At 59.7% G+C, this 20,653-nt stretch carries 17 protein-coding genes and 2 tRNA genes; 6 read left to right on the plus strand and 13 right to left on the minus strand.

Going from position 1 to position 20,653, the window contains the following annotated elements; all coding sequences use genetic code 11:
• Positions 1 to 103 precede the first annotated feature (103 nt).
• The gene (aguA, locus tag BMH52_RS14475) at positions 104 to 1,210 is read left to right on the plus strand and encodes an agmatine deiminase (RefSeq protein ID WP_060767901.1); all 1,107 of its coding nucleotides are present in this window, start codon (positions 104 to 106) and stop codon (positions 1,208 to 1,210) included.
• 235 nt (positions 1,211 to 1,445) lie between these two features.
• Complete coding sequence (locus tag BMH52_RS14480) at positions 1,446 to 1,661, plus strand: hypothetical protein (RefSeq protein ID WP_014716496.1); 216 nt, start codon at positions 1,446 to 1,448, stop codon at positions 1,659 to 1,661.
• 317 nt (positions 1,662 to 1,978) lie between these two features.
• On the opposite strand, the gene BMH52_RS14485 is transcribed toward BMH52_RS14480, so the two are convergent.
• Positions 1,979 to 4,054, minus strand: coding sequence for a TonB-dependent siderophore receptor (locus tag BMH52_RS14485; RefSeq protein ID WP_073844071.1), 2,076 nt, complete (start codon positions 4,052 to 4,054; stop codon positions 1,979 to 1,981).
• 407 nt (positions 4,055 to 4,461) lie between these two features.
• Between BMH52_RS14485 and BMH52_RS14490 the strand changes: the two genes are divergently transcribed.
• A complete protein-coding gene (locus tag BMH52_RS14490) occupies positions 4,462 to 5,778 on the plus strand; it encodes an OprD family porin (RefSeq protein WP_073844073.1) in 1,317 nt (438 codons plus the stop codon).
• Positions 5,779 to 5,858: 80 nt separating this feature from the next.
• On the opposite strand, the gene BMH52_RS14495 is transcribed toward BMH52_RS14490, so the two are convergent.
• The 9 genes from BMH52_RS14495 to BMH52_RS14535 all read right to left on the minus strand — a co-directional run bounded on the left by BMH52_RS14495 (position 5,859) and on the right by BMH52_RS14535 (position 14,402).
• Positions 5,859 to 7,436, minus strand: a complete 1,578-nt coding sequence (locus BMH52_RS14495; protein ID WP_032901798.1) for a M48 family metallopeptidase — start codon at positions 7,434 to 7,436, stop codon at positions 5,859 to 5,861.
• Between the two features lie 13 nt (positions 7,437 to 7,449).
• A complete protein-coding gene (locus tag BMH52_RS14500) occupies positions 7,450 to 7,815 on the minus strand; it encodes a hypothetical protein (protein ID WP_014716500.1) in 366 nt (121 codons plus the stop codon).
• A gap of 16 nt (positions 7,816 to 7,831) precedes the next feature.
• Complete coding sequence (locus BMH52_RS14505) at positions 7,832 to 9,196, minus strand: CHASE2 domain-containing protein (RefSeq protein WP_073844075.1); 1,365 nt, start codon at positions 9,194 to 9,196, stop codon at positions 7,832 to 7,834.
• A gap of 423 nt (positions 9,197 to 9,619) precedes the next feature.
• A tRNA-Thr gene (locus BMH52_RS14510) sits at positions 9,620 to 9,695 on the minus strand.
• Between the two features lie 501 nt (positions 9,696 to 10,196).
• Complete coding sequence (locus tag BMH52_RS14515; protein ID WP_073844077.1) at positions 10,197 to 11,384, minus strand: methyltransferase; 1,188 nt, start codon at positions 11,382 to 11,384, stop codon at positions 10,197 to 10,199.
• Positions 11,365 to 12,054 (minus strand): ABC transporter permease, encoded by a 690-nt coding sequence (locus tag BMH52_RS14520; protein WP_032803763.1) that lies wholly within the window; start codon positions 12,052 to 12,054, stop codon positions 11,365 to 11,367. The genes BMH52_RS14515 and BMH52_RS14520 overlap by 20 nt, the downstream gene beginning before the upstream one ends.
• A 38-nt stretch (positions 12,055 to 12,092) precedes the next feature.
• The gene (locus BMH52_RS14525; protein ID WP_005783890.1) at positions 12,093 to 12,788 is read right to left on the minus strand and encodes an ABC transporter permease; all 696 of its coding nucleotides are present in this window, start codon (positions 12,786 to 12,788) and stop codon (positions 12,093 to 12,095) included.
• Positions 12,789 to 12,862: 74 nt separating this feature from the next.
• On the minus strand, positions 12,863 to 13,615 hold the full coding sequence (locus BMH52_RS14530; protein ID WP_014716503.1) for an ABC transporter substrate-binding protein: 753 nt from the start codon (positions 13,613 to 13,615) through the stop codon (positions 12,863 to 12,865).
• A gap of 13 nt (positions 13,616 to 13,628) precedes the next feature.
• Positions 13,629 to 14,402 (minus strand): ABC transporter ATP-binding protein, encoded by a 774-nt coding sequence (locus BMH52_RS14535; protein WP_010213906.1) that lies wholly within the window; start codon positions 14,400 to 14,402, stop codon positions 13,629 to 13,631.
• Positions 14,403 to 14,958: 556 nt separating this feature from the next.
• Here BMH52_RS14535 and gabP point away from each other — a divergent pair.
• Positions 14,959 to 16,350 carry a GABA permease gene (gene gabP, locus BMH52_RS14540; RefSeq protein ID WP_073844079.1) on the plus strand — a complete coding sequence of 464 codons (1,392 nt, stop codon included), beginning with the start codon at positions 14,959 to 14,961 and terminating at the stop codon, positions 16,348 to 16,350.
• 119 nt (positions 16,351 to 16,469) lie between these two features.
• Here gabP and BMH52_RS14545 read toward each other — a convergent pair whose 3' ends face one another.
• Entirely contained in the window at positions 16,470 to 16,883 is a 414-nt protein-coding gene (locus BMH52_RS14545) for a hypothetical protein (protein ID WP_014716505.1), read from the minus strand.
• Between the two features lie 158 nt (positions 16,884 to 17,041).
• Here BMH52_RS14545 and BMH52_RS14550 point away from each other — a divergent pair, with 158 nt between their 5' ends.
• Positions 17,042 to 18,007, plus strand: a complete 966-nt coding sequence (locus tag BMH52_RS14550; protein WP_014716506.1) for an arsenic resistance protein — start codon at positions 17,042 to 17,044, stop codon at positions 18,005 to 18,007.
• Positions 18,008 to 18,094: 87 nt separating this feature from the next.
• Positions 18,095 to 19,702: a glycosyltransferase family 39 protein gene (locus BMH52_RS14555; protein WP_073844081.1), complete on the plus strand. Its 1,608-nt coding sequence runs from the start codon at positions 18,095 to 18,097 to the stop codon at positions 19,700 to 19,702.
• A gap of 36 nt (positions 19,703 to 19,738) precedes the next feature.
• Here the strand turns inward: BMH52_RS14555 and BMH52_RS14560 are convergent, their stop codons facing one another.
• Entirely contained in the window at positions 19,739 to 20,410 is a 672-nt protein-coding gene (locus BMH52_RS14560) for a hypothetical protein (protein WP_073844084.1), read from the minus strand.
• 172 nt (positions 20,411 to 20,582) lie between these two features.
• Positions 20,583 to 20,652: transfer RNA gene (locus tag BMH52_RS14565), tRNA-Phe, on the minus strand.
• Between the last annotated feature and the right edge of the window lies 1 nt (position 20,653).

Consider the following 20,653-nt stretch of genomic DNA (forward strand, 5'->3'; position numbering starts at 1 on the left):
CTATTTTTTGCAGACCCGAGCACCTATCATGTTTTTAGTCTGTTAAAGCCGATTTTTATCCATTATAAAGTTGCCCTTCACCCCATTCGGAGCCCTGATCGCCATGACCACCTTGCACAGCACACCTCGCGCCGATGGCTTTCATATGCCTGCCGAATGGGCGCCCCAGACCCAGACCTGGATGATCTGGCCCGAGCGCCCAGACAACTGGCGCCTGGGCGGTAAGCCAGCGCAGGCGGCCCATGTGGCGGTGGCCAAGGCTATCGCACGTTTTGAGCCGGTGACCGTCGCGGTCTCCGCCAGCCAGTACGAAAACGCCCGTGCCCGCCTGGACGTACCCAATATCCGCCTGGTGGAAATGTCCAATGACGACGCGTGGGTTCGCGACACCGGCCCGACTTTCGTGATCAACGGCAGTGGTGAAGTACGGGGTGTGAACTGGGACTTCAACGCCTGGGGTGGTTTTGACGGCGGCCTGTATTCGCCGTGGAACCGCGATTCCCAAGTGGGAGGCAAGATCCTCGAGATGGAGCGCGCACCGCGTTACCGCACTGAAGGCTTTGTGCTTGAAGGCGGTTCGATTCATGTCGACGGCGAAGGCACCCTGATCACCACCGAAGAATGCCTGTTGAACCGCAACCGCAACCCACACCTTGATCGTGCGGCTATTGAGGCGGTGCTCAGCGATAACCTGGCTGTGGATAAGATCATCTGGTTGCCGGATGGCCTGTTCAACGACGAAACCGACGGCCATGTGGATAACTTCTGCTGCTACGTGCGCCCGGGCGAAGTGTTGCTGGCCTGGACCGATGACCCGCAAGACCCGAACTACCCACGCTGCCACGCTGCCATGGACGTGCTGCAAAGCAGCACCGATGCCCAGGGCCGCTCGTTCATCGTGCATAAAATGCCGATCCCGGGTCCGCTGTATGCCACTGAGGAGGAATGCGCCGGGGTAGACCTGGTTGAGGGCAGCCAGGAGCGTAATCCGACCGTGCGGTTGGCCGGTTCCTATGTCAACTTCCTGATCGTCAACGGCGGCATCATCGCGCCGAGCTTCGATGATCCGATGGACGACCAGGCCAAGCAGATCCTGCAGAACCTCTTCCCACAGCATGAAGTGGTGATGGTGCCGGGCCGCGAACTGTTACTGGGTGGGGGCAATATCCATTGCCTGACCCAACAGCAGCCAGCCCCGCAACGAAAGTGAGTGCAGTTGTAACAGCGCCTTGATGGCGTGCGAGCACCGCGCCTTTGCAGTACTCCCCGCAAGCCCGCGACCCAGCTCGGTCGCGGGCTTTTTCATGCCTGTATCCGGGTGAACACGGCACATTGGCATAGCTCTTGTATCGCTGTGGTTACAGTGGCCCAAGGGGGATGACCGCGTAGTTCTGTCACAAACCTTGAGTAAGTTAGCCGCTCACGCAGCAGGAGAGAGCGCTGAAATGAATGCCGATGTCCACCTGATGAACACGCGTACGTTCCACCCTTTGCGGGTCGACGGTGACGCCATCCATGCGTTGGCCCTTTGGTTGAAGGCGAACGGCTCGCGACAGGCCAGACAAGCGTCTGACTTGCGCAGTGTGATGAGTGAGCGCTACCCGTTGGGGTTGTTCACGGAGGATGAAGTGCAGGCGTTGTGCGAGGTAATGAGCAACTAAAGAACACCTGAAACCAACTGTGGGAGCTGGCTTGCCTGCGATGGCGGTGGCTCAGTTGAAGATTGGGTGACTGGCACACCGCTTTCGCGGGCAAGCCCGCTCCCACAGGGATCTGCGCCAGGCGCTGATGTTGTGGGCACTACCTAACCAGTGTGGGAGCTGGCTTGCCTGCGATGGCGGTGGCTCAGTTGAAGATTGGGTGACTGGCACACCGCTTTCGCGGGCAAGCCCGCTCCCACAGGGATCTGCGCCAGGCGCTGATGTTGTGGGCAATGCCTAACCAGTGTGGGGGCTGGCTTTGTTTCACATGAGGCGTGTCAGAAGCTGTAGGTACCGGTGACCACCAGGCTTCGCGGCTCCCCCGGTTGAATCTGCGCCGCACTGGTCGCCGAGGCGTAGTAGTTTTTGTCGGCAATATTGTTCAGCGCCGCCCTCACGTCCCACTCTTTCTGACGGAACCCGGCCAGCGCGTCCCAGCGGCCATAACCCGGCAACATCACGGTGTTGAGGTTGTCGGCATATCGATCACCCACCAGGGTCAAACCGGTTTCCGCGTACCAGCCCATCTGCGGTTTCCAGGTGATGAACAGGCTGGCGTTGCGCTTGGCCACGTCGCTGATTCGTTTGCCTTCAAAGCCATTGTTGTCCTTCTCGACCTTGGCGTCCTGCAGGCCCACGCCGCCGCGCACATACCAGTTGTCGACGATCTTGCCGGTGGCGGTCAGCTCCACGCCGCGTGAGCGTTGCTCGCCAGTGAGCAGCGTAATGGTGCGGTCCAGCGGGTCGCTGGTGCGGCGGTTGTAGAGTTCCAGTTCGTACACGGCCAGGGTGGTGCTCAGGCGTTCGTCGAACCAGTCGCTCTTCACGCCGATTTCCTTTTGCTTGGTCAGCTCCGGGCTCAGGTCGTTGGCGTTGCCGGTGGCGTTCGGCGTGATGCCGATCAGGCCGCCGCCGGCTGGTGTGAAGGTCTTGCTCCACGAAGCATAGAACGAGTGGTGTTCCAGGGGCGTCCACACCAGGCCGACCCGCGGGCTGGTGCTGTGGCTTTTCACGTTCTGTTGGATGTCGAGCAGCTTGTTGGTGGTGTCCACTTCGAAACGGTCGTAACGCAGCCCGCCCAGCAGTTGCCACTGGTCGTTCAGGCGCAGTTGGTCCTGCACATACAGGGCGCGGCTTTCGACTTCGGTGTGGTTGTTACTCGACAGTCGCATGCTCCCGGTGTGGCTCAGGCGGCGATTGGGTTGGTTGAGGTCCAGGCTCGGCACTGTTCTGCCATCCCGAGCGGAGTACAGCTTCGGATCGCGGCGCTGGCTGCCCAGCTCAATACCGGTGAGCAGGCGGTGTTCCAGGCCAAAGGTGTCGAAACCGCCTTCCAGCTCCAGGTTGTTGAACACGTTGCGGGTGGTCAGGTCCTGCTGCCAGTGTTGGCGGGTGACGCTGTTGGTTTTCGGGTCATAGCCGGTCTGGTAGGTATTGTCGAAATCACTGTCGAGCTTGAACACGCCGAGGGTGTGGCGCAGTTGCCAGTCGGCGTTGAGCTCGTAGGCGAGTTTGGAACGCAGGGACTGGGATTTATCGTCGATGTAATCGCCGTGATCAAAGTAAGTGGTGCTGCGGCTCACATCCGCCGGGCGCCCGTTGACGCCCGGAATGCCACGGTCTGGGGTGCGGTTGTAACGGCTGTATTCGTATTGCACCAGCCAGTTCAGCTCTGGAGTGAGCTGCCAGCTCATTGACGGCGCGAACAACTGGCGGTTGCCGCTGACGCCATCGCGAAAGCTGTTGTTATCCTGGTTGCCCATGTTCAGGCGCAGGCTGATGTTGTCGGTGGGGTCGGTGCTCAGGTCGGCATACAGGCTGCGCAAATCGTTGCTGCCGCCTTGGGCTTCGATGCTGGATTTTTGCCCTGGGGTTGGCATTTTGCTCACCCGGTTGACGATGCCGCCCTGGCCGCCTCGCCCGTAAAGCACCGCAGCCGGCCCCTTGAGTACTTCGATACGCTCGATGTTATGCAGGTCGCGCACGTACTGGCTGTCGTCGCGAATGCCATCCAGATAGAAGTCATTGCTGGCGTCGAAACCACGTATGCGCAGGCTGTCGAAGCGTGTATCGGCGCCGCTGCTGACGTTGGGGATACCGCTCAACGCCTGGCCCAGCTCGTTGGTGCCATAGGAGCGCAGGCTTTCGGTTTTGACTGAGTCGATCGCCTGGGGCACATAGCGAACAGCCGTCGCGGTGCGTGTGGCGGTGCTGGTCTCCTTGACCCGTGGGTCGTCTTCGTCTGCTTCCACACTGATCGAGGTTTCAGGCAAGACCGTGGCCGCACCGGCAAAACCGGCAGACAGCAGAACAGAGAGCCCAAGGGAGAGGGGCGTCAGGCGAGGGGCAGGCATGGGAGCGTATCCAAATGACGTGGCAGGAAAATTGTGCGCGAATGGTAATGCTTTGCATTTGCGCGTGTTATCTATTCCCTAACGTCCGCTCTGTCGGATTTGTTACTTAATGTGTTTCGAGGGGGATTCAAGGCGCTTTTCAGGCTTTCATCCCTGCGCCTCCGCTCGCCGCTTAGACGAATATCGCCTAAATACAGACGATTCACGAAATTGACACATAGTTCAACGCCCGCATAGGATTGCGCCCAACGCCTGTGGCTAACCACCATGACTAATCCAATAAAAAAGGCCTGCGGCAGTTCAGTCGTCCGCGGGCCTTCTTTTTGCCGGCAAAGTCGACACCAGAAAAAGCAATAGGAGCCTGGTGTCACAGCGCGTACTCAACCCGTAATAAGGAATATAAGAAAATGTTGAAGCAACGGATGAGTCTGATCGCTCTGGGGATTTTGAGCGCATCGACAGCAATGGCAAACGACCAGGAGCAATCCAAGGGTTTCGTTGAAGACAGCCACCTGAACATCGCAGCACGTAACGCCTACATCAGCCGTGACTACAAAAACGGCAAGCAGGACAAAGCTGAATGGGGCCAAGGCTTCATCGGCAAGTTCGAGTCCGGCTTCACCCAAGGCACCGTGGGTGTGGGTGTGGATGTGATTGGCCAATACGCTATCCGCCTGGACGGTGGTAAAGGTCGCGCTGGCGCCGGCGGTATCGACTTCTTCAAGCAGGGCAACGGCACTCTTGATGACAACGGCAAGCCAAACCCAGGCTCGGCACCGCACGACCTGGCCAAAGGCGGCGCTGCCGTTAAGTTCCGCGTTTCCAACACTGTACTCAAGTACGGTGATCAGTTCCCGGCTGTGCCTGTGCTGCAGTACGACAACTCTCGCCTGTTGTCGGAAACCTACACCGGTACTTCGATCGTCTCTAAAGAAATCGCCGGTCTGCAATTGGACGCGGGTCATTTCACTAAAGAAGCGCGCAAGAGCATGGAAGGCACCGACAGCGGCCGCCTGAAAAGCATCGACTATATCGGTGGTAGCTACAAATTCACCGAGAGCCTGTCGGCTGCCCTTTACGCCTCCGACATGCAGGACGTGTTGAAGAAGCAATACGTCAACGTCAACTACGTGCTGGCCTTGCCGCAGCAGCAGTCGCTGACGTTTGACTTCAATGGCTACAAGACCAAGCTGGATCGCAGCTTCGCCTTGGAAAACCAAAAAGACGCTGACGCGCGCGACAACAAGATCTGGAGCCTGGGCGCCACGTGGGCCGTTGGCGCGCACAGCTTCACCATCGCTCACCAGCGCAGCACCGGTGACACTGGCTACCTGTACGGCGGCTACCGCAACGCCGGCGGTATCGGCGACGGCGGCAATACCATCTTGCTGGCCAACTCCTACTGGTCCGACTTCAACGGCAAGGACGAGCGCTCCTGGCAAGCAGGTTACGGCATCGACTTCGCCACCTTCGGCGTACCGGGCCTGACCTACAACATTGCCTACGTGCGCGGTACCAACATCGACGACGGTACCAACCGTGGCGATGGTACCGAGCGTGAAATCTGGAACCAGTTCAAGTACGTGGTACAGAGCGGCCCAGCCAAAGACCTGAGCCTGCGTGCTCGTGCCTCGTGGTTGCGCGTTTCCAACAACGCCAGCGAGTACAACGTAGGCGGTAACGAAATCCGTCTGTTCGCCGACTACCCGATCAACGTTTTCTAATTGATCGAATGTCGTGCCTGATGCCAGGCCATAAAAAACCCCGACTGGTTCGGGGTTTTTTTATGCCTGGAGGCTGCTACCTAGGCCTTGGCTGGCGCGAGTTTCTTGCAGTTTTCCTTGCGTGTCGGGTACTGCTCGCACTTGCGCAACACCGTTTGCACCTGCTGCGCATTCTGCAGTTGCTGGTTGGCCAGCAGCTTTTCGGTAATAAACAGTTCCTCCGAGCCCAGGTTGCGTTCTGCCTTGTCGATCATCGCCAGTGCCGATTGCCCGTCACCGCGTTTGAGGTGGTAGCTGATCATCAAGTCATAGGTGGAAGGCCCGGCCAGGGACCAGTCCTTGATCGCCTGCAACTCTTTCACCGCTTCGCTGTTTTTGCCTTGGGCCAGGCGCACGGTATAGGCAGTGCGCCGAATGCTCGGCTGGTCTTTTACCGGCGAAGCCAGGGCCTTGCGGATGAAAGCGTCAGCGTCTGGCACCTTGTTTTTCTCCAGGGCATCAATCGCGAAGTATGCGTCTTTATAGCCCTGCAAAGCCTTCGCGACCTGGGGCGTGCTCTTCATTTTCGCCCAGCTTTGCGGGTTGACCCGGGCGCGGCGTTCCTGGCGATATTCGCGTTGCAAGTACTGGCGCAGTTCGGTATCGCGGTCCATGGCCGACATATGTGAGCGGTTGAAATATTGGCTGGTCGCGGTGAGGCCGGTGGTCAAGCCATCCTTGACCAGCACGTCCAGCTCTTTGGTGAACTGGTTGAGATTGAACTGCTGCAGCGAATCCTGCATGGCATTCTTGCGCGCGGTGAGGAACCCCGTGAGCAAGGGTTTCTGCTTGCCCTGGAAGTCGTTGAGGCGCTCCAGGCTATGGGTGGCGGCTCGCGGCGCGTAACCGGCGCGGATCATCAAGTCGGTGCCCAGCAAGTCGGCCTGGTCTTCCTGGCTGCGGCCCCAGGCGGTGCTCCATACCTGATCGGAAAAGGTATTGGCCAGGGCGGTGTACAGCACGGTATTACCGATGGTCTTCTGGGTGCCGGCCGGGTCTTTACTGAACAGTTTCATCGTACCGGAGCTGCGGTCCACGCCCGTATCGGCAGCCATGGTGGCCAAGGCGACCGTGGAGGCCACGGTGGTGAACATGTCTTTCTGCTGCTGGAAAGCGGCCATGCGGTCATGGTGATGCAGCAATACGTGGCTCATTTCATGGCCAAGCATCGCGGCGATTTCATCTTCACTGGCGACGTTGTCCAGCATGCCCAGCGGCACGAACAGATTGCCGTAAGGGTCTGCCGACGGCCCGAAGCCATAGCTGTCGGTGATCTTCACCTGCAGCGGCGGCAACTCCCCCGGCCAGCCTTTGGACAAGCGCGTGACAATGCCCTGCAGGTAGGCTTGCAGCATGGGGATATCCACCAGGTTCTGCTGGCGCGCTTCAGCGGCCGGCACCGCACGCCCGTCGTAGCTCAGGCGCTGTTTGCTCTGACGTTGTGGGTCGAGCTTGTAATACTGGCGTACGTCGCTGTTGTCCACGTAGTGGCCCTGAACCCGGGACTGGGTCGAGGGCCCCACCAGGTTCAGAAATGCCTGGTCTGCGCCTTTCAAGGTGGCGCAACCACTGAGCACCGAACTGGCCAACAGGCTGGCTGCTACTAGATATCCCTTCACCGCAACGCTCCTTTTATTGATTGCAGCCGGCACCAAAACCGATGGTGGAGTTGTTGCGGCTGTCCTTGGCCTGGCTTTTGGTCAGGCCCTGGCAGGGCAGGTCCACGACGTTCAGCGGTGGCTCGATGCGCAGGTCCATGGTGTCCAGCCACACCTTCTGGCCTGCCAGTTCTACCTGCACCAGGTCCAGCGCCTGGTTGTACTGCAACACCGGCAGGGGCTGGGTGGGCGCGTCCTTTTTCGCCAGCTCACGTTGTTGCTTGCCTTGCTCGTCCAGTACGGTCACCGGGTCGGCGAGGAACGCCTTGATACTGTGGGTTTCTGCCCAGGCGCCCTGGGTGAAGAGGGCGGCGAGCAAGACAATGAGGCTTCTGTTCATCCTTGGTTTCCTTGAGTCAGATAGCAGAGCGGTGCACTCGGCGATCGCGGTCGAAGAAGGCTTCGATCCGCTCGCTGAACAGCACCAACGACAGCAACACAATGCCCAGCACGTTGACCGGGGTGATGTCATTGAGGCTCAGCAACACACTGACCCCCGCCAACATCGACATCACCAACAGCCACGACGGGCATGGCGAGGTAAAAAACCAGATTTCCTGGCGACGCCACCGGCTCCAGGGGCGATGGCCCGCCAGGCGACGTGCGTGCAGCGCCTTGAGCACGGCGATCAACGCCAGCAGCCCGAGCTCCAGCAGGTCCAGCCAATTGAACGGCAGGTGGGGGAAATTGGCCGGTTCATGGTCGTAGTCCATGCCCGTATTGATCAGGTTGTCCAGCGCCATGGCGTGCAGGTAAACGCCGGGGAGTTGGCCGTGCACCGGCGACTCCACCAAGTCCCCTGTCGAGGCGATATTGGCGCCCACCAACACCAGGCGGTCGCGCAGCAATTCGGCGACCAGTGCCTGGTCGTCGGGGTCGCTGACCTCCAGGTCACTGGCCGACAACGTCAGCGTATAAGGGCAGCGCGCCTGGGCCGAGTCATCGAGTTTCCAGAACACCGCCTGGAAGAACTGCGCCACCCCATCCAGCAAAAAATGCCGCGCGGGCGCGCAGTGGCGGATATCGGCGATACGCGCCTGCTCGGGCGCCAGCTTCAGCCCCCATTGCACGGCGATGGGCTGGCGCTGCGCAGCGGCTTGCACATCCACCGGTGGCGTTTTGCAGTGCTGCGTGGCGCAGAACACCCGGTACAGCGACATGGCAGGAGTTTCCATCAGCCCTGCCTGCGTGCGCATCGCCAGTGGGTACTTATCGTCCACCCCTTCCCACACCACCAACGCCGGCTGGCTCACCTGCATAAACGGCGCCAGCGTATTGGCCTGGCCCGCCTCCCCGCGCGCCAAACCGGTGTTGGCCAGCCACAGCGGGATGCCCTGGCGTTGATAACGCTCAAACACATTCGCCAGTAACTGACTGCCCCGCGTCGGGTCGCCGAACGAGTGGTCGTGGCTATAAAGCAAATCCACGAACACCGCCTGGGGCTTGTACGCCAGCAAGCGCTTGAACAACTTGCTCTGCTCGCCATACGGCATGGGCCACGAACTGTTATTGCGTATCAGGTAGGCATCATCAATCAACACCACCGCCACCCGCTGCTGCCCAAGGCTCGGGTAGTGACTGGCGAACATGCGATTGAGCCACTGCGCCGACGCCTTGTCGCTGGAACTGGCCAGGCCGAAAGGATCAAGAATCGCCAGCAACACGATGATGACCGCCAGCCAATAGCGGCGGTATTTGAATAGCGGGGGTTTGGACAACATCCATGTCTCGATAAAAACGCAAGCAAGGCGGGGTTTTTAACGGAGTGGGGAGGGGGTGTCAATTGGAAAAGTGGCTAAGTGCCATATCGCGATGGGCGCATGGATCGTCATTCGTAAAAAAGCCCGGGCGTGTCCAGGCCGGGGGTTTATTCCGTGGGCTTCGGGGATGCGGAAACAACAAAGCCCCCACATTTCTGTGGAGGCTTTGTTTTGTATGGTGCGGCAGGCGTTGTCGGTAAGGGGAGCCGTTGTGCGAGCCATAAGGGTACTTTCCAATATCGAATTGGTAGGTATCCTTAAATGTACCCTTATTAGCGCTGGCTACCCCCGGAATCCGACGGAACGCCAAAACGAAAAAACCCGCCAGAAGGCGGGTTTTTCGGGGGTTCCAGAGATTTTGAAAGCTTTCTATGGAACCTTGAATGGTGCCGGCACCAGGAGTCGAACCCGGGACCTACTGATTACAAGTCAGTTGCTCTACCAACTGAGCTATACCGGCGTGTTAGGGCGACGATTATAGCGATTGGAAAGGTTCTGTAAACCCCTGAATTCTGACTATTTTTGCAAAGTCGGAGGTTTCTCGCGATTAGGGCGTTTTCCCCGTGTCTTCACAGGTTGAAGAGCGCGTGCAAAGTACGGGTCCAACTCCATGCAGTAGACGAGATCGATAGGGTTCAAGCATCCCTTGGACAGACCCCCTCGTAACCTGATGCACATCGGGCTTTACCCCTTGCCAAACGCGCCAAACAGCCCGCACAAAGAGCCCGTTATGCGTCTGGCGCCAGATGCTTATGCACAATCGGTTGGTAACGGTTGTCCCGAAACAGCCATTTTGTGCAGCAGTTCTCAACACGCTGCAACTGCCTGTTTTGTGTGCATTTTATTTTGTGAACAAAAAATAACCAGGCCGGCTTTGGGTGTGAAGTGCCTATATCTAGGGCCTCTGCAAACTATTCATCAACAGAGTTATCCACAAGGCGCTTGTAGGATTTTTTGCCCTTTATTCGCGCTCGGCCAGCACCATCAGGTTGCGAGGGGTCAACGATGGTTCGCAGAAGCTGCCGACCTCGACGTTGTAGCCCTGTTCCACCATGAACAGTGCCCGGTCCAATACCAACCATAGTTCCAATGGGCGTCGAAACAAGCCTCTCACTAACTCAAGGTTGCGCACTTCGGCCAGGCGCTGCCAGCCGTGGGCTTCCAGCGTCGTCCAATCCTGTTCACCTGTGGATAAGCCCTTGAGGCTCGCCAGTTCCTGGCAGTAGTCGGCAAAGGATTTATCCAGCCAACTGGCGGGCAGGGAGGGTGTCGGCAGGTAGTCGTCGCAGCCGCGCACTTGCCGCTGTAGTTGGTCAAAGCCCAGGCGCCTGGCCATGGAGGTGTCTCGTTGTTGGCGTACACGGTTGCCGGCGGTGACGGTTTCGCTCAGGGGCAGGCTCAGGTCATCCATCGACAGTTGCAGCAGTGAGGCGCGCCCGGCGGCGGAGACGGCCTGATAACGGTCGGCGGTGATGCGGTTGTAGCAGCAGGGCGCCAGGGCCAGTTGTTTGCAGCCGGCGGCGCTGGCCAATTGCAGCAGGCGCACATGCAGGTCGCCGCAGGCATGCAGGGCGACCGGTGTGTGTTCGGGCTGGATCGCGACATCCGCCATGACGTCTTGGAGGTGATGGGTTGCGGGGAGGTCGTGGCGATCACTCAAGGCTTGGCCGGAGGCGATGAGGGCGGGGTCGTACTCCAGGCAGGTCAGTTGTTGACCGGGTTGCAGCAGGCGACGGCCGAGGTGGCCTTTGCCGGCGCACCAGTCCAGCCAGTGGGCAGGCGTTTGGGCAAAAGTCAGCGCGGCGCCGAAGGCTTCGATCTGTTGCCATTTGCGCCCGGGCACGTCGACATTCAGGCGATGGCGAGCGGGCTCCAGGGTGTGCGTGGGTAACTTATCCACAGCGCCGAGACGCAGCGCGTGAGCGGCCAGCTGTGGAAACGGTGCGGGCGCGGGCAGGTCGTGGGGTTGGTTATGACTGGCTTCAGCTTCGGCCAGCGAGCGCTGACGCAACCACCGGGATAATTCCGGATGCTCGGTTTCCCAGGGCAACTGCAACTGGGTAAAGGGCCGTGGTCGCCACAGCCCTTGGTGCTCGATCAGGAATGCATCCAGTGCCTGGAAGCGTGCCTCAACGTCCTTGGCACGCATCGACGCGCAGCCATTTTTCCAGCAGTTTGAAGCCGCGCACCAGCACGTAGGCCATCAGCAGGTAGAACAACCCCGCAGCGAAGAAAATCTCGACCGGCAGGTAGGTGCGGGCAATGATGGTGCGCGCCATGCCGGTCAGTTCCAGCAGGGTCACGGTGCTGGCCAGGGCGCTGGCTTTGAGCATCAGGATCACTTCATTGCTGTAGGCCGGCAGGCCGATGCGCGAGGCGCGAGGCAGAATGATGTAGAACAGCGTCTTGGGCTTGGACATGCCCAGGGCCCGCGCCGCTTCGATTTCTCCCGGCGGGATGGCCTGGATCGCACCGCGCAGGATCTCGGCAATGTAGGCGGCGGTGTGCAGGGTCATGGTGGCGGTGGCGCACCAGAACGGGTCGCGCAGGTACGGCCACATAAAGCTGTTGCGCACGGCGTCGAACTGCGCAAGGCCGTAATACACCAGGAACAACTGCACCAGCAGCGGCGTGCCACGGAAGAAGAAAATGTAGCCGTAGGGCAGGGCGCTCACGTACCAGCGGCGCGAAGAGCGGGCGATGCCCAGAGGGATCGCCAGCAGCAGGCCGGCGATCACGGCGATTGCCACCAGCTCCAGGGTCAAGGTTGCGCCCTGGGCCAACTTCGGCAGCCACTTGATGATCACGGCCCAGTTCAGGCCCAGGTCAAAGTGCGATAGCCAGCTGTAGTCGCCGCTCATTGGGTGCTCCTTGCAAAGCCGCGGGCGGCGCGTTTTTCCAGGAAGTGCATGCTGGTCATCGCCAGTACGGTCAGGCCCAGGTACATGAACGCCGCGACCATGAAGAAGGTGAAGGGTTGCTTGGTCACGGTCACGCCGATCTGCGCGTGGCGCATGATTTCTTCCAGGCCGATCACCGACACCAGCGCGGTGTCTTTCATCAGGATCATGAACAGGTTACCCAGGCCCGGCAGGGCGATACGCCACATTTGCGGCATGATCAGCCGGGTGAAAATCCGAAACTTCGACAGCCCCAACGCCACACCGGCTTCGCGGTGGCCCTTGGGAATGGCGAGGATCGCGCCGCGGAACACTTCCGTTGCGTAGGCGCCGAAGCACAGGCCCAGGGCGATGACGCCGGCGGCGAAGGCGCTCAGGGACAAGTCTGGGTTGCCGAAGAACTCACCCAGGGCACGCATCAGATTGACGGTGCCGAAGTAAATCAGCAGCACCCACAGTAATTCGGGAATACCGCGAACGATGGTCGAATACGCACCGCCCAGCCATTGCAGCGGCTTGTACGGCGAAGTCTTGGCCAAGGCGCCGGCAAGGCCGAGCACCAGCCCCAGGCACAGGGCCGTGAGCGCCAGTTTGACGGTCATCAGCGCGCCGGCGGCGAGCGCCGGGCCGAATCCGTAGAGATCGAAATTCATGGTGTTTTCATATCGCGGCAGGCATTGCTAAAAGCCAGCGCGCTCGCAGGAGCGCGCCGGGCAGGCCGTTCAGATCATTCGATGCTGAACGGGAAGTACTTGTCGTTGATCTTTTTGTAGGTGCCGTCTGCCTTGATCTCTGCCAGGGCTTTGTTCAGGCGCTCGCGCAGCGGGTCGCCCTTGCGTACGGCGATACCGATCTTGTCGCTTTCTACCACCGGGTCGCCTTTGAATTCATAGGCCGAACCGTCTTTGCTCTTGAGCCATTCGTACTGCACGTACTTGTCAGCCAGGATGCCGTCGAGGCGACCGGAGGTCAGGTCGAGGTAGGCGTTTTCCTGTGTGTCGTAGAGCTTGGCTTCGGTGTCCGGCAGCTTGTCTTCCAGGTAGGTACCGGCCAGTGTTGCGCGCTGTGCACCGATCACCTTGCCTTTGAGGTAAGTGGCGTCGGTCTTGAAATCCGCAGTGGCTTTGGGCGCAATGAACTGCAGCTTGTTGGAGTAGTACGGGTCGGTGAAGTCCACCGCCTGCTTGCGCTCGTCGGTGATCGACAGCGAGGACACCAGGAAGTCGAACTTCTTGGCGTTCAGGGCCGGGATGATGCCGTCCCAGTCGGACACATACACTTCGCACTTTTCGACTTTCATCTTGGCGCACAGGGCGTCGCCGATGTCCTTGTCGAAGCCGACAACGTTACCGCTGGCGTCTTTATTGTTGAACGGCGGGTAGGCCGCTTCGATCCCCATTTTCAAGGTTTCTGCCATGGCCGTGGCGCTGAACGCCATCGAGACGGCCGCGGCCAGAAGGAATTTCTTATAGGTCTGCATGCATGTTGCTCCGTTAGCGGTTGCTGGACATGAATTGTTTGCAGCGCGCCGAAAGCGGGTTTTCAAACACCTGCTGTGGCGATCCTTGCTCTTCGACCAGGCCCTGGTGCAAAAACACCACTTCGCTGGATACCTGACGGGCGAAACCCATTTCGTGGGTGACCAGCAGCATGGTGCGGCCTTCTTCGGCCAGTGCGCGGATCACATTAAGTACTTCCTGAACCATTTCCGGGTCAAGCGCCGACGTCGGCTCATCGAACAGGATGACTTTAGGTTGCATCGCCAGGGTGCGGGCAATCGCCGCCCGCTGTTGCTGGCCGCCGGAGAGTTGCGCAGGGTAAGCGTGGCGCTTGTCGGCAATACCGACCTTGGCCAGCAGGGCCTCGGCCACTTCTATGGCTTCTGCCTTGCTTTGGCCGAGCACGCGACGAGGGGCCTCGATGATGTTGTCGAGGATGCTCATGTGCGGCCACAGGTTAAAGTTTTGAAACACAAACCCGATTTCGCTGCGCAGGCGGTTGATCTGCTTGCCGTCGGCGGCCATCAGTTCGCCGTTTTTCGCGGCCTTGAGCTTGAGTTCTTCGCCGGCCACCAGGATCTGGCCCTGGTGCGGGTTTTCCAGCAGGTTGATGCAGCGCAGGAAGGTGGACTTGCCGGAACCGGAGGAACCCAGGATCGAGATCACATCGCCGTCGCGAGCGGTCAGCGAGATACCCTTGAGTACCTCAAGCTCACCATAGCGTTTGTGCAAGTTGCGGATTTCAAGCGCGGGCGTGGCCTCGGCCATGTGCGGTCCTCATTGTGTTCGTTGCGATCTTCGCTGTTGGGCCGCCTTCCTGGCGAGGCGCCAAGCTAGCATAGCGTTTGGATGACAGCCAACAGCGCTGCGGACGGTTAACCGATGGTCTGCGGCAGGGTGTCGCATCGGCGCAGTAGCGTGTCGCGCCATCAACAACCTACAGACGTTTGAACCGGAAAGATCCACAGGCTTCGCGTAAAAAAGGGCGCGATGGTGCCAGCTTTGGCCGGGTGTTGGAAGGGTTAACCGGGCAAACGGTCCATATCAGCCCGTTTATGGGGCGTCACGTACTTTTTGTGTGTGTTTTTGGTGCGTCGGATTTGGCTGGAAGGTGAGTCGCACGGTAACGCTATAGCGGAATGCCATGATTCTCAACGACTTGCGAGTGCTGACGAATTGTCCTACAGCCCGCGTCAACTGCGGCTCTGTTACATTTTGGCGCAAATCTTGCGTAAAAAATAAAGAACGCCCTGTTGGATTCTTTTCACGAGAAAGGCTGCAGGCCGGGCGAACCGTTTTCGCAATTCCTCGCAAAGGTGTGTCAATGAGTAGTACGCAAAGCTCCAATGACCTCGAACAGGGGCTCAAACCGCGGCACGTCACCATGCTGTCGATTGCCGGCGTCATCGGCGCCGGTTTGTTTGTCGGCTCCGGCCATGCGATCGCTGCTGCCGGCCCGGCTGTACTGTTGGCCTATGCAGCCGCCGGTACACTGGTGGTCTTGGTAATGCGCATGCTGGCCGAGATGGCCGTTGCGTCACCCGATACCGGTTCGTTCTCTACCTATGCCGACCGGGCAATCGGCCACTGGGCCGGTTTCACCATTGGCTGGCTCTACTGGTGGTTCTGGGTGCTGGTGATTCCGTTGGAGGCCAACGCAGCGGCGACCATCCTGCACGCCTGGTTCCCCGACGTGGCGATTTGGGCGTTTACCCTAATCATTACGTTGTTGCTGACTGCAACCAACCTGTTCAGTGTGAAGAACTACGGTGAGTTCGAGTTCTGGTTTGCGCTGATCAAAGTCGTTGCGATCGTCGGCTTTGTGATCCTCGGCCTGGCCGCGATCTTCGGCTTCTTGCCCGCCAGCCAGGTCAGCGGTGTTTCGCACTTGTTCGATACCCAAGGGTTCATGCCCAACGGCATGGGCGCGGTGTTGGCGGCGATCCTGACCACCATGTTCTCGTTCATGGGCACTGAGATTGTCACCATTGCTGCCGCCGAATCGAAGAACCCTGGCCAGCAAATCACCAAGGCCACCAATTCGGTGATCTGGCGGATTGGTTTGTTCTACCTGTTGTCGATCTTCATCGTGGTCTCCCTGGTGCCTTGGAACGATCCGACCTTGGCTGCCGTAGGTTCCTACCAGACTGTGCTGGAACGCATGGGCATTCCGAACGCCAAGCTGATTGTCGACCTGGTGGTGCTGGTTGCCGTGACCAGTTGCCTCAACTCGGCGCTGTACACCGCGTCGCGCATGCTGTTCTCCCTGGGCCGTCGCGGTGACGCACCGGCCGTGGCCAAGCGTACCAACAAGAGCGGCACGCCTTACTGGGCAGTGTTGCTGTCTACCGGCGCTGCGTTCCTGGCGGTATTTGCCAACTATGTCGCCCCGGCGGCCGTGTTCGAATTCCTGCTGGCCAGCTCCGGCGCCATTGCGTTGCTGGTGTACTTGGTGATTGCCGTGTCGCAACTGCGCATGCGTCAGAAGCGTGCGGCGGCGGGCGAGAAGATCGTGTTCAAGATGTGGTTGTTTCCTGGCCTGACGTACGCGGTGATGGTGTTTATCGTCGGTACGTTGACCATCATGCTGTTCCAGGAAGCGCACCGGGTCGAGATCATCGCCACCGGGATTCTGAGCTTGCTGGTGGTGTTGGCGGGGTTGGTGGTGGCGAGCCGTCGCAAGGCTCAAAGAGTGGGGGCTGCGGCGCTTAACTGATACGCCGCTATTCAAACTGTGGGAGCGGGCTTGCTCGCGAATGCGTTAGACCAGTCAATAATTGAGTGACTGTCAGAATGCATTCGCGAGCAAGCCCGCTCCCACATTTTTATTTTGCGTCAGTCGGGGGCGTTGGCCAGCGCCTGGGACGCCGCCACGTAGTCGGCCTGGAACTGCGGCGACTCAATCCACGCCAATGCGGCGGCTTCATCATCGCTGTCCGTCGCCCACTGCCGATACTCGATCAGCGCCGCCAGGATAAAGTCGGTCGCTTCCTCTTCGCCTTCCTGCTCCAGCACCAACGCCAGCAACGGGTGCGCCAGGAACACCGCACACAGCGCCTGCTGGCTGATCTCGCCGGCGGTACGCATTTCGACGAACAGTTCAGTCAAATCCACCGACTCAAGGTCGATGCGGCTGTCGTCGCCAGCAAAAGCATCCGGCTTGTGCGCCACGGCGCGCTGGGTGCGGTTTTGCTTGGCCTTGGCTTTTGCCCGGTGGGCGCGTTTTTGCTGCTTGTTTGGCGAGGCCATGGGCTCGACGTCCTTGGGGTCTGGGTCTAGAGGGTGTATTGAAGCGCAGGTTGGGGTAAATCCCAAGGGTTTCTGGGGCGGCAATGATTGCTGTAGTGCTCGACCTTATCTGCGCGGGTACTTAGGCTGACAGTCTATGGATCCACCAGAGCCCGCCCATGACCCGTGACACCCTGGAACACCATCAGGTCCCGATCTACTTCGTTGCCGTCTTTGCGGCCGTCACGTTTGGCCTGCTCTGGCCCTTGTCGGCGCAGGGCCTCAGCCTTTGGGTGACCCCTGCCATCGCCGTGCTGATGTATGCGATGTTTTTGCAGATACCCTTTCTTGAACTGCGCCAAGGCTTGGGCAACAAGCGCTTCATGGGGGCCTTGCTGGTGGCCAATTTCATCCTGGTGCCTTTACTGGTGTGGGGGTTGACCCGCGGCCTGGTGGAGCGCCCGGCGTTGCTGGGGGGCGCTCTGCTGGTGTTGCTGACGCCCTGTATCGACTACGTGGTGGTGTTTACCCATATCGGCAAGGGCGACTCGCGGTCGATGCTGGCGGCAACCCCGCTGCTGCTGTTGCTGCAACTGCTGCTGTTGCCGGTATACCTGGGGCTGATGTTGGGCGAGCAATCGGCCGTGGTGGTGGCTGCGAGGCCGTTTGTCGAGGCGTTCTTGGGGCTGATTGTGGTGCCGATGCTTCTGGCGGTTTTGACCAGCACTCTTGCGCGGCGGTCGAGCATAATCAGTCATTGGAACAGTGCCTGGGCGTGGTTGCCGGTGCCGGCGATGGCGTTGGTGCTGTTTGTCGTGCTCGCTTCGCACATCACGGCGGTAATGCAGGATATCAATGTGTTGCTGCCAGTTATTCCGGTCTACGTGGCCTTTGTGTTGCTGGCGCCGTTGATGGGCATTGGGGCTGCACGCCTGTTCGCACTGCCAGCTTTGACGGCGCGGGCGGTAACGTTCAGTGCGTCGACCCGTAATTCGCTGGTGGTTTTACCGTTGGCGCTGGCCCTGCCGGAGGATGTGCGCGGCTTGGCCGCAGCGGTGGTGGTCCTGCAGACCCTGATCGAGTTGGTTGCCGAGTTGGCCTACGTTCGCCTGATCCCGGCAGTGGTGTGGCCCTCCAGTCGGTAACCGCGTGAATGTTCAGGTCTGTTCAGGCGCCATTCAGGGGCGCGTTCGGCACCATACGCCAGCGCTTCCCACCTGACAGGTCACCCGATGGATCACCGCAACCGTTTTCGCCTGGAGTCACTGGGTATTTTCCTGGTCGCTCTCTTGTTGTTCACAGTAGGCATCTGGGATCAGCAGCCCCAGGGTTTTGACGGGCGGTGGGCGCTTTTCCTGCAGGAAATGTATCGCCATGGCGCGAGTCTTTTCCCCACCACCTACGGCCAGCCCTATGCGGATTACCCAGGCACCGCGACCTTCTTCAGTTATCTATTCGCCCGCTTGTTCGACGCGCCGAACCACTTGGCGAATGTGCTGCCCACGGCGCTCGCCTCGGCGGGTGTGATCGCGCTGATGTATCGTCTGCTGGCACCCTACAGCCGTGCCTGGTCGCTGCTGACGATGCTGCTCACGCTGCTCACCGCCCAGTTGCTCGAAAAGTCGCGCTCGGTGTGCCTGGACCAGATGGTCGCATTGTTATGCGTGGGCAGTTTCTATCTGCTGCACACCGGCGAACGCCTCGGGTCACGGCTGAGGCAACTGGCGGTGTTCCCGTTGTTCATCCTGGGTTTCGCCATACGTGGGCCGCTGGGGTTGATTGAAGTCTGCGGGGTGGTGTGTGTGTATTGGGCGTTGGGCAAACCGGGGGTGCGTGTCCGGCAGATCCTGATCCACGGCGTTGTCGGCCTGGTGTTGCTCGCCGCGTGCTGGTGGTTATTGATGAAGCTTGCGCGGTTCAGTGGTGGCAATGCGTTTGCCGATGAAGTCTTCAAGATGCAAGTCGGTGGGCGTCTGGATGAGTCGGGTGAGCCGTTTTACTTTTACTTCCAACTGAGCTTGTACCGCTACTTCCCGGTGGTTCCGCTGGCGTTTGCGACCCTGTTTGCGTTGCGCCATCGCTGGCCCGAGCGTTGGGGCAATGAGCACATGCAATTGCTGGTGCGGTTCGGGGGCTGCGGCTTGATGATTCTGCTCGGCCTGTCGGTACCGCACTTCAAGCGCGCTTATTACATTCTGCCGATGGTGCCGATGTTTGCGGCTGTCGCTGCCTACGGGCTGCTGCATGCGCAAGGCTGGCTGGTGGGCGTGCGTCGTGGCTACGAATGGCTGGTCGCGGCGCTGCCGGCGTTGTGCGTGGTTGTGTTGTTTGTGTGTCGACACGCCTGGCACAAGCAGGGCTACTGGCCGGAGATTTCCTTGCCGTTGATGATCGGCGTGCTGGTGGTGCTGCAAGCCGCAGCGTTGATTGCCTGGCAGCGAGCATGGCGGTTGGTGTGGCTCAGTCTGATCGCCCTGGCGGCGCAATGGCTGTTGCTGGTGACGGTGATAGAGCCGGCCAAGGACCTGCAATTCGATACTCGGCGGTTTGTCAGCCAGGTGGAGGCGTTGCGCCAGGCGCAGCCGGGCCCTTTGGTATTTGTCGACCTGGCACGGGATACCTGGGCGGTGCGCTACATGATGAACCTGGATCACGATGAACAGCCGCTGTTTGTCGGGCGACACGAGCTTGAGAAATTGGCGGCGCTGCCCCGGCCCTCGTGGGTGATCGTGTCGCGCAAGGAGACCGCGCTGTTGAAGGGGTCGCCGGTGGAGCACTTGGCGCCGAGCTATCAAGGGCGCTTGAATGACAACCCATTGATGGTGTTTTTGCTCAGGTAAGAAGGCCCTTGAGCCAAGGGCCTGCCGAGCAGCTGATTACTTGCAACGGAAGCCTTCAGGCATCGTGACCGTATAGTTGCGCTGCACGCGGTCCTGGAAATTCAGATTCTGCAAACCCTGCTGTACCAGGAAGGCTTCGACCTTGGCGGCTTGGCAGTCGTCGTTATAGGACGACGCCCGTAGCAGGTAGACAGCGCGCCTGCTCACTTCATCACGAGCGGTGACCCGGAAGGTGGTGAGCGTGGTGTAGCCGGTGCGCTCCGAGGTCCCTACCGGGCCGTAGGAGGTGTTCGGGGTGCTGGTGCAGGTCAGTTGGTCGGTCTTTTTCTTGTTCTTCTTGCATTGGGTGGTGGTGCTGTTTGCCACTTGCCCGTATTCGGTGGCGGTGTAGCGATACGTCACCTGCTTGCTGTCGACATCCAGGGTAACGGTCATTTTGATCGGTGCATGGTTCTTGGGCAGCGTGGTGTCGGTGAAGACATTGCGAAAGCCCTGGTCCTGCATGGCGCGGACCATGTCACGCAAGTAGTAGCGGGCGTTGAGCGAGTTTTCATCACTGCCGCCAGTGGAGGTCACCAGCACGGTTGCCTGTCGGTCGAAGTGATAGTCGGGATCAGGCGTCGCGTTGATCGCTACGTCCAGCTGCGTGGCACACCCACTGAGCAGGGCGGCCAGTATGAATAGGGTGCAAAGCAAGAAGCGGGTCATGAAAAAACCTTACAACTGAGATTTGGGTAAAGGCTGAACGATTGAGTCCAGCCAAAAATAACCCTCAATCGTCTTCCTGCGACATCGTGTCCGTAAATGCGTGAGTCGTATTAAATCGCAGGCAATAAAAAACCCCAAGGAACACATTGTTCCTTGGGGTTTCTCGGTATTTTGGTGCCCAGAGACGGAATCGAACCGCCGACACGGGGATTTTCAATCCCCTGCTCTACCGACTGAGCTATC

The sequence above is a fragment of the Pseudomonas sp. BTN1 genome, assembly GCF_001907715.1.
Classification (GTDB): domain Bacteria; phylum Pseudomonadota; class Gammaproteobacteria; order Pseudomonadales; family Pseudomonadaceae; genus Aquipseudomonas; species Aquipseudomonas paracarnis.

What these genes read in the sequence shown, in the direction of transcription:
- aguA (WP_060767901.1), top strand. Translation starts at nt 104, where the DNA reads ATGACCACCTTGCACAGCACACCTCGCGCCGATGGCTTTCATATGCCT.
- BMH52_RS14480 (WP_014716496.1), top strand. Translation starts at nt 1,446, where the DNA reads ATGAATGCCGATGTCCACCTGATGAACACGCGTACGTTCCACCCTTTG.
- BMH52_RS14485 (WP_073844071.1), bottom strand. Translation starts at nt 4,054, where the DNA reads ATGCCTGCCCCTCGCCTGACGCCCCTCTCCCTTGGGCTCTCTGTTCTG.
- BMH52_RS14490 (WP_073844073.1), top strand. Translation starts at nt 4,462, where the DNA reads ATGTTGAAGCAACGGATGAGTCTGATCGCTCTGGGGATTTTGAGCGCA.
- BMH52_RS14500 (WP_014716500.1), bottom strand. Translation starts at nt 7,815, where the DNA reads ATGAACAGAAGCCTCATTGTCTTGCTCGCCGCCCTCTTCACCCAGGGC.
- BMH52_RS14505 (WP_073844075.1), bottom strand. Translation starts at nt 9,196, where the DNA reads ATGTTGTCCAAACCCCCGCTATTCAAATACCGCCGCTATTGGCTGGCG.
- BMH52_RS14515 (WP_073844077.1), bottom strand. Translation starts at nt 11,384, where the DNA reads ATGCGTGCCAAGGACGTTGAGGCACGCTTCCAGGCACTGGATGCATTC.
- BMH52_RS14525 (WP_005783890.1), bottom strand. Translation starts at nt 12,788, where the DNA reads ATGAATTTCGATCTCTACGGATTCGGCCCGGCGCTCGCCGCCGGCGCG.
- BMH52_RS14530 (WP_014716503.1), bottom strand. Translation starts at nt 13,615, where the DNA reads ATGCAGACCTATAAGAAATTCCTTCTGGCCGCGGCCGTCTCGATGGCG.
- BMH52_RS14535 (WP_010213906.1), bottom strand. Translation starts at nt 14,402, where the DNA reads ATGGCCGAGGCCACGCCCGCGCTTGAAATCCGCAACTTGCACAAACGC.
- gabP (WP_073844079.1), top strand. Translation starts at nt 14,959, where the DNA reads ATGAGTAGTACGCAAAGCTCCAATGACCTCGAACAGGGGCTCAAACCG.
- BMH52_RS14545 (WP_014716505.1), bottom strand. Translation starts at nt 16,883, where the DNA reads ATGGCCTCGCCAAACAAGCAGCAAAAACGCGCCCACCGGGCAAAAGCC.
- BMH52_RS14550 (WP_014716506.1), top strand. Translation starts at nt 17,042, where the DNA reads ATGACCCGTGACACCCTGGAACACCATCAGGTCCCGATCTACTTCGTT.
- BMH52_RS14555 (WP_073844081.1), top strand. Translation starts at nt 18,095, where the DNA reads ATGGATCACCGCAACCGTTTTCGCCTGGAGTCACTGGGTATTTTCCTG.
- BMH52_RS14560 (WP_073844084.1), bottom strand. Translation starts at nt 20,410, where the DNA reads ATGACCCGCTTCTTGCTTTGCACCCTATTCATACTGGCCGCCCTGCTC.